We start from the raw sequence: 6,037 nt of genomic DNA, 5'->3' as shown, positions 1-6,037 counted from the left end.
TGACCTGGGGCTGCCCTGCAGGGTAGTCTTTTTCTTCGTGCCTGGAGTTCTCCAGGCCGTCCTGCTTGCCCACGGCAGGCAGGACGTAGAGCATTAACCATGCCGGTCGGCTGCTCCGGGTGGCGCGGGTTCTGGGTGGGCGACACGCCCGACCGCGGGGGTCGTGAAGGCCTCCGCCGTCCCGGTCCGCGCGCTAGGTGCCTGACCGATATTGAATAGCTGACAAACTCCGGGAGACAACCCGGCCGACGTACGAGGATGACGGAGACGTAGTGCCTACGATCCAGCAGCTGGTCCGCAAAGGCCGCCAGGACAAGGTGACCAAGAAGAAGACGCCCGCGCTCAAGGGCAGTCCGCAGCGACGCGGCGTGTGCACCCGTGTGTATACGACGACACCGAAGAAGCCGAACTCGGCGCTGCGTAAGGTCGCCCGTGTGAAGCTGACCAGTCAGATCGAGGTCACCGCGTACATCCCTGGCGTCGGACACAATCTGCAGGAGCACTCGATGGTGCTGGTCCGCGGCGGCCGGGTCCGGGACCTTCCGGGTGTCCGCTACAAGATCGTCCGGGGTTCGCTCGACACCCAGGGTGTGAAGAACCGCAAGCAGGCTCGTAGCCGGTACGGCGCGAAGAAGGAGAAGAGCTGATGCCCCGCAAGGGACCCGCTCCGAAGCGAGCGTTGGTGGTCGACCCCGTCTATGGCTCGCCCCTGGTCACCCAGCTGGTGAACAAGGTGCTGGTGGACGGCAAGAAGTCGCTCGCGGAGAGCATCGTGCACGGTGCTCTCGAGGGCTGCCGGGAGAAGACCGGCACCGATCCGGTCGTCACACTCAAGCGAGCTCTGGACAACGTCAAGCCGACGCTCGAGGTGCGCAGCCGCCGGGTCGGTGGCGCCACTTACCAGGTGCCAGTGGAGGTCCGCGCGGGTCGCAGCACGACTCTGGCGCTTCGCTGGCTGGTGAGCTATTCACGTGACCGCCGGGAGAAGACGATGACCGAGCGGCTGATGAACGAGATTCTCGACGCTTCGAACGGGCTGGGAGCCAGCGTGAAGCGCCGTGAGGACACCCACAAGATGGCCGAGTCGAACAAGGCCTTCGCACATTACCGCTGGTAACCGCGTTCGGCTCTGACTCAGGAAGACGTATAAGAGACATGGCGACCGACCTCCGCGCGCTCGACCTCGCCAAGGTTCGCAACATTGGGATCATGGCGCACATCGATGCGGGCAAGACGACAACAACTGAGCGGATTCTCTTCTACACCGGCATCAACTACAAGATCGGTGAGGTTCACGACGGCGCCGCCACGATGGACTGGATGGAGCAGGAGCAGGAGCGGGGAATCACCATCACCTCCGCCGCGACTACCTGCCAGTGGGAAGACCACACCATCAACATCATCGACACTCCGGGCCACGTCGACTTCACGGTAGAGGTCGAGCGCAATCTGCGGGTGCTGGACGGGGCGGTCGCCGTGTTCGACGGTGTCGCCGGCGTCGAGCCGCAGTCGGAGACCGTGTGGCACCAGGCCGACAAGTACGGCGTGCCGCGGATCTGCTTCATCAACAAGCTGGACCGCACCGGCGCCGAGTTCCACCGTTGTGTGGACATGATCGTGTCCCGGCTGAACGCGACACCCTTGGTCCTGCAGCTGCCCATCGGCGCGGAATCCGACTTCCGGGGTCTGGTTGACCTGGTCGGCATGAGAGCGCTGGTGTGGTCGGCCGAGACGCCGCTCGGTGAGATGTACGACACAGTCGACATCCCGGACACGCACGCCGAGGCGGCCGCTGAGTACCGGGACAAGCTCCTGGAGACCATCGCCGAGAACGACGACGCGATGATGGAGCTGTACCTGGAAGGCAAGGAGCCCTCGGAATCCGAGCTCATCGCAGCGATCCGACGCGCCACTATCGCGAACGCGATCACACCGGTTCTCACCGGCTCCGCGTTCAAGAACAAGGGCGTCCAGCCGATGCTCGATGCGGTGATCCGGTACCTGCCGTCGCCGCTCGACGCCGGGGCCGTCGAGGGACATGCCGTCGGTAACGAGGACGAGACCATCACCCGTGAGCCGGACGAGGACGCTCCGCTGTCCACTCTGGCGTTCAAGATCATGTCGGATCCGCACCTTGGGAAGCTGACATTCCTCCGGGTCTACTCGGGCACGCTGACCAGCGGCAGCCAGGTGCTCAACAGCACCAAGGGGAACCGCGAGCGCATTGGCAAGATCTACCGGATGCACGCGAACAAGCGTGAGGAGATCGAGAAGGCCAGCGCCGGTCAGATCGTCGCTGTCATGGGGCTGAAGAACACGACCACCGGTGACACGCTGTCGGATTCGCAGAAGCCGGTGATCCTGGAGTCGATGAAGTTCCCGGCGCCGGTCATCCACGTGGCGATCGAGCCGAAGACCAAGAGCGACCAGGACAAGCTGTCCACTGCCATCCAGCGCCTGGCCGAGGAGGACCCGACATTCCAGGTCCGCACCGATGATGAGACCGGTCAGACCGTGATCTCAGGCATGGGTGAGCTTCACCTCGAGGTTCTGGTGGACCGGATGAAGCGCGAGTTCCGGGTAGAGGCGAACGTCGGCAAGCCGCAGGTGGCCTACCGCGAGACCATCCGCCGCAAGGTGGAGAAGGTGGAGTACACCCACAAGAAGCAGACCGGTGGTTCCGGTCAGTTCGGTCGGGTGATCATCGACATCGAACCCACTGGCGGTGAAGGTGACGGCGGCTACGAGTTCGTCAACAACATCACCGGGGGACGCATCCCGCGTGAGTACATCCCTGCAGTGGACGAGGGATGTCAGGAAGCGATGGAGTTCGGTGTCGTCGCCGGTTATCAGCTGGTGGATATCAAGGTGACACTCCAGGACGGGGCCTACCACGACGTTGACTCGTCGGAGCTGGCCTTCAAGATCGCAGGCTCGATGGCCTTCAAGGAGGCCGCTCGACGGGCTAACCCCGTGCTGCTCGAGCCGGTGTTCGATGTCGAGGTGTCGACGCCCGAGGAGTACATGGGCGATGTCATCGGTGACATCAACTCCCGCCGTGGTCAAGTTCAAGCCATGGAGGAGCGTGCAGGCCAGCGTGTTGTCAAGGCGCTGGTCCCGCTGTCGGAGATGTTCGGCTATGTCGGTGACCTCCGCAGCAAGACCCAGGGTCGGGCGAACTACTCGATGCAGTTCGACTCGTACGCCGAGGTTCCCAAGAACGTCGCGGAAGAGATCATCAAGAAAGTCCGGGGAGAATAGCCGCTGGGACCGGTAATCTCACCTCGGGCAACTTGACCCGACCCCCGACACAGTAAGACAGCCGAGCACTACCGGCTAAACGTAAACCTTACGAGTCCTAGATACGGAGAGGACCTAAAGTGGCTAAGGCGAAGTTCGAGCGGAACAAGCCGCACGTCAACATCGGCACCATCGGTCACGTCGACCATGGCAAGACCACGCTGACGGCGGCGATTACCAAGGTTCTGCACGAGAAGTACCCGGACCTGAACGATGCGTCGGCGTTCGAGGACATCGACAAGGCTCCGGAAGAGAAGCAGCGCGGTATTACGATCAACATCGCGCACGTCGAGTACCAGACCGAGCAGCGTCACTATGCGCACGTCGACGCTCCCGGGCACGCCGACTACATCAAGAACATGATCACCGGGGCGGCCCAGATGGACGGGGCGATCCTGGTGGTGGCCGCGACCGATGGCCCGATGCCGCAGACCAAGGAGCACGTGCTTCTGGCCCGCCAGGTCGGTGTTCCCTACATCCTCGTCGCTCTGAACAAGGCCGACATGGTCGATGACGAGGAGATCCTCGAGCTGGTTGAGCTCGAGGTCCGGGAGCTGCTGACAGAGTACGAATTCCCCGGCGACGACGTACCTGTTGTCAAGGTTTCCGCTCTGAAGGCGCTTGAAGGCGACCCGGAGTGGGTGAAGACAGTCGGGGACCTGATGGACGCTGTCGACGAGAACATCCCGGACCCGGTCCGTGACTCGGACAAGCCGTTCCTGATGCCGATCGAGGACGTGTTCACCATCACCGGTCGTGGCACGGTTGTCACCGGCCGCGTCGAGCGTGGCGTGCTCAACGTCAACCAGGAGGTCGAGCTGGTCGGGATCCGCGAGGGTGCCGCCCAGAAGACGACGGTGACCGGTATCGAGATGTTCCGGAAGCTGCTCGACGAGGCCCGTGCGGGTGAGAACGTCGGTCTGCTGCTGCGTGGTACCAAGAAGGAAGATGTCGAGCGTGGCATGGTCGTCGTCAAGCCCGGTACCACGACGCCGCACACGGACTTCGAGGCGACGGTCTACATCCTGTCGAAGGACGAGGGCGGGCGGCACACGCCGTTCTTCAACAACTACCGTCCGCAGTTCTACTTCCGGACCACGGACGTGACCGGTGTCGTGACCCTCCCGGATGGCCCGGACTCGATGGTCATGCCAGGTGACGACACCACCATGAAGGTCGAGCTGATTCAGCCGGTCGCCATGGAGGAGAGCCTGAAGTTCGCGATCCGTGAGGGTGGCCGTACCGTCGGCGCAGGCCACGTGACGAAGATCCTCAAGTAAATAGGTGAAACCGGCCCCTGGATTGGCCAGGGGCCGGTTTTTTCTGGCATACTGGTGAAGTTGCTCGGCGGGGGCCGCCGTGGCGCGCATGTTGAGATTGTCAGCTGTCGTTGCCGATACGGAGACCTCCTCGTCAGCGGCCGGCCCTTGAAGGGCTCGGCTTCAGCCGATCACCCCGATGAGATGTGAATCGTGCAGCGGCGTATTACGTCCGCTGATTGCGACACGCCCGACCTCGGGGGTCGGTGGAGCAGCTGCCAGTGTTCGGCTCGCAAGCGGTACGAAGGAAAAGGACGATAAGCAGCCATGGCGGGACAGAAGATCCGCATCCGGCTCAAGGCCTATGACCACGAGGTCATCGATACGTCGGCGCGGAAGATCGTCGACACGGTGACGCGTACGGGTGCACAGGTCGCGGGCCCGGTGCCGCTACCGACCGAGAAGAACGTGTACTGCGTCATCCGCTCGCCGCACAAGTACAAGGACAGCCGCGAGCACTTCGAGATGCGCACTCACAAGCGGCTCATCGACATTATCGACCCCACGCCGAAGACAGTCGACTCGCTGATGCGGCTCGACCTGCCGGCTGGTGTCGACATCGAGATCAAGCTCTAAAGGAATAAAGAGCGATGACTATCGACGTAACTGAGGCCGCCGGCCGGGTCGTATCGGGCCTGCTCGGCGAGAAGGTCGGAATGACCCAGGTCTGGGACGAGAACCAGCGGGTCGTACCAGTGACCGTGGTAAAGGCCGGGCCCTGCGTGGTGACGCAGGTGCGGACGCCGGAGAAAGACGGCTACGACGCCGTCCAGATCGCGTACGGCGCGCCGAACCCTCGGAAGGTGACTAAGCCCGCGCAGGGGCACTTCGAAAAGGCCGGCGTGACGCCACGACGGCACGTGGTGGAGATTCGTACCACCAACGCTTCGGAGTACAGCCTGGGCCAGGAGCTGACCGTCGAGGCGTTCGAGACCGGGCAGCAGGTGGACGTGACCGGCACCAGCAAGGGCAAGGGCACGGCCGGTGTCATGAAACGACACGGCTTCCATGGTCTGCGTGCTTCGCATGGTGTCCAGCGCAAGCACCGTTCTCCAGGCGCTATCGGCGGGTGTGCGACCCCGGGGCGTGTCTTCAAGGGCCAGAAGATGGCCGGCCGGATGGGCAACGAGCGGGTGACGTCGCAGAACATCGTCATTCACGCCGTTGATGCCGAGAAGGGTCTTCTGCTGCTCAAGGGCGCGGTGCCTGGTCCCAACGGTGGCCTCGTCCTGGTCCGTACGGCCGCGAAGGGAGCCGGACAGTGACAACGGATACCGAAGCGACCACCGTGTCGGTTCTCGACGCCAACGGTAAGGCCGTAGGTGACGTGGACCTTCCCGGCGAGATTTTCGACGTTCAGGTGAACGTGCCGCTGATTCACCAGGTTGTGGTGGCTCAGCTGGCGGCGGCTCGGCAGG

General features: G+C 63.3%; 6 protein-coding genes and 1 pseudogene. All 7 read left to right on the top strand.

Annotated features, from left to right (window positions below):
* The first annotated feature begins 272 nt into the window (after positions 1-272).
* Positions 273-647: a 30S ribosomal protein S12 gene (rpsL, locus tag ELR45_RS09280; RefSeq protein WP_129665362.1), complete on the top strand. Its 375-nt coding sequence runs from the start codon at positions 273-275 to the stop codon at positions 645-647.
* Positions 647-1,117 (top strand): 30S ribosomal protein S7, encoded by a 471-nt coding sequence (gene rpsG, locus ELR45_RS09275; protein ID WP_129665360.1) that lies wholly within the window; start codon positions 647-649, stop codon positions 1,115-1,117. The genes rpsL and rpsG overlap by 1 nt, the downstream gene beginning before the upstream one ends.
* A 38-nt stretch (positions 1,118-1,155) precedes the next feature.
* Positions 1,156-3,261: an elongation factor G gene (fusA, locus tag ELR45_RS09270; RefSeq protein ID WP_129665358.1), complete on the top strand. Its 2,106-nt coding sequence runs from the start codon at positions 1,156-1,158 to the stop codon at positions 3,259-3,261.
* A 119-nt stretch (positions 3,262-3,380) separates the two neighbouring features.
* Positions 3,381-4,580 (top strand): elongation factor Tu, encoded by a 1,200-nt coding sequence (tuf, locus tag ELR45_RS09265; RefSeq protein WP_129665356.1) that lies wholly within the window; start codon positions 3,381-3,383, stop codon positions 4,578-4,580.
* Positions 4,581-4,886: 306 nt separating this feature from the next.
* Positions 4,887-5,195 carry a 30S ribosomal protein S10 gene (gene rpsJ, locus ELR45_RS09260; protein ID WP_026877498.1) on the top strand — a complete coding sequence of 103 codons (309 nt, stop codon included), beginning with the start codon at positions 4,887-4,889 and terminating at the stop codon, positions 5,193-5,195.
* Between the two features lie 14 nt (positions 5,196-5,209).
* Positions 5,210-5,884 (top strand): 50S ribosomal protein L3, encoded by a 675-nt coding sequence (gene rplC / locus ELR45_RS09255; RefSeq protein WP_129665354.1) that lies wholly within the window; start codon positions 5,210-5,212, stop codon positions 5,882-5,884.
* Between the two features lie 23 nt (positions 5,885-5,907).
* Positions 5,908-6,037: pseudogene (locus ELR45_RS42610) on the top strand (50S ribosomal protein L4); the annotation flags it as partial.

The sequence above is a fragment of the Phytoactinopolyspora endophytica genome (genome assembly GCF_004138495.1).
GTDB classification, from domain to species: Bacteria; Actinomycetota; Actinomycetes; order Jiangellales; family Jiangellaceae; genus Phytoactinopolyspora; species Phytoactinopolyspora endophytica.
Note: the sequence above shows the minus strand (reverse complement) of the source record. Positions and strands in the feature narration are given on the sequence as shown.

Bases quoted from the DNA above. Each gene is read 5' to 3' on its own strand.
- fusA (WP_129665358.1), top strand. From the start codon at position 1,156: ATGGCGACCGACCTCCGCGCGCTCGACCTCGCCAAGGTTCGCAACATT.
- rplC (WP_129665354.1), top strand. From the start codon at position 5,210: ATGACTATCGACGTAACTGAGGCCGCCGGCCGGGTCGTATCGGGCCTG.
- rpsG (WP_129665360.1), top strand. From the start codon at position 647: ATGCCCCGCAAGGGACCCGCTCCGAAGCGAGCGTTGGTGGTCGACCCC.
- rpsJ (WP_026877498.1), top strand. From the start codon at position 4,887: ATGGCGGGACAGAAGATCCGCATCCGGCTCAAGGCCTATGACCACGAG.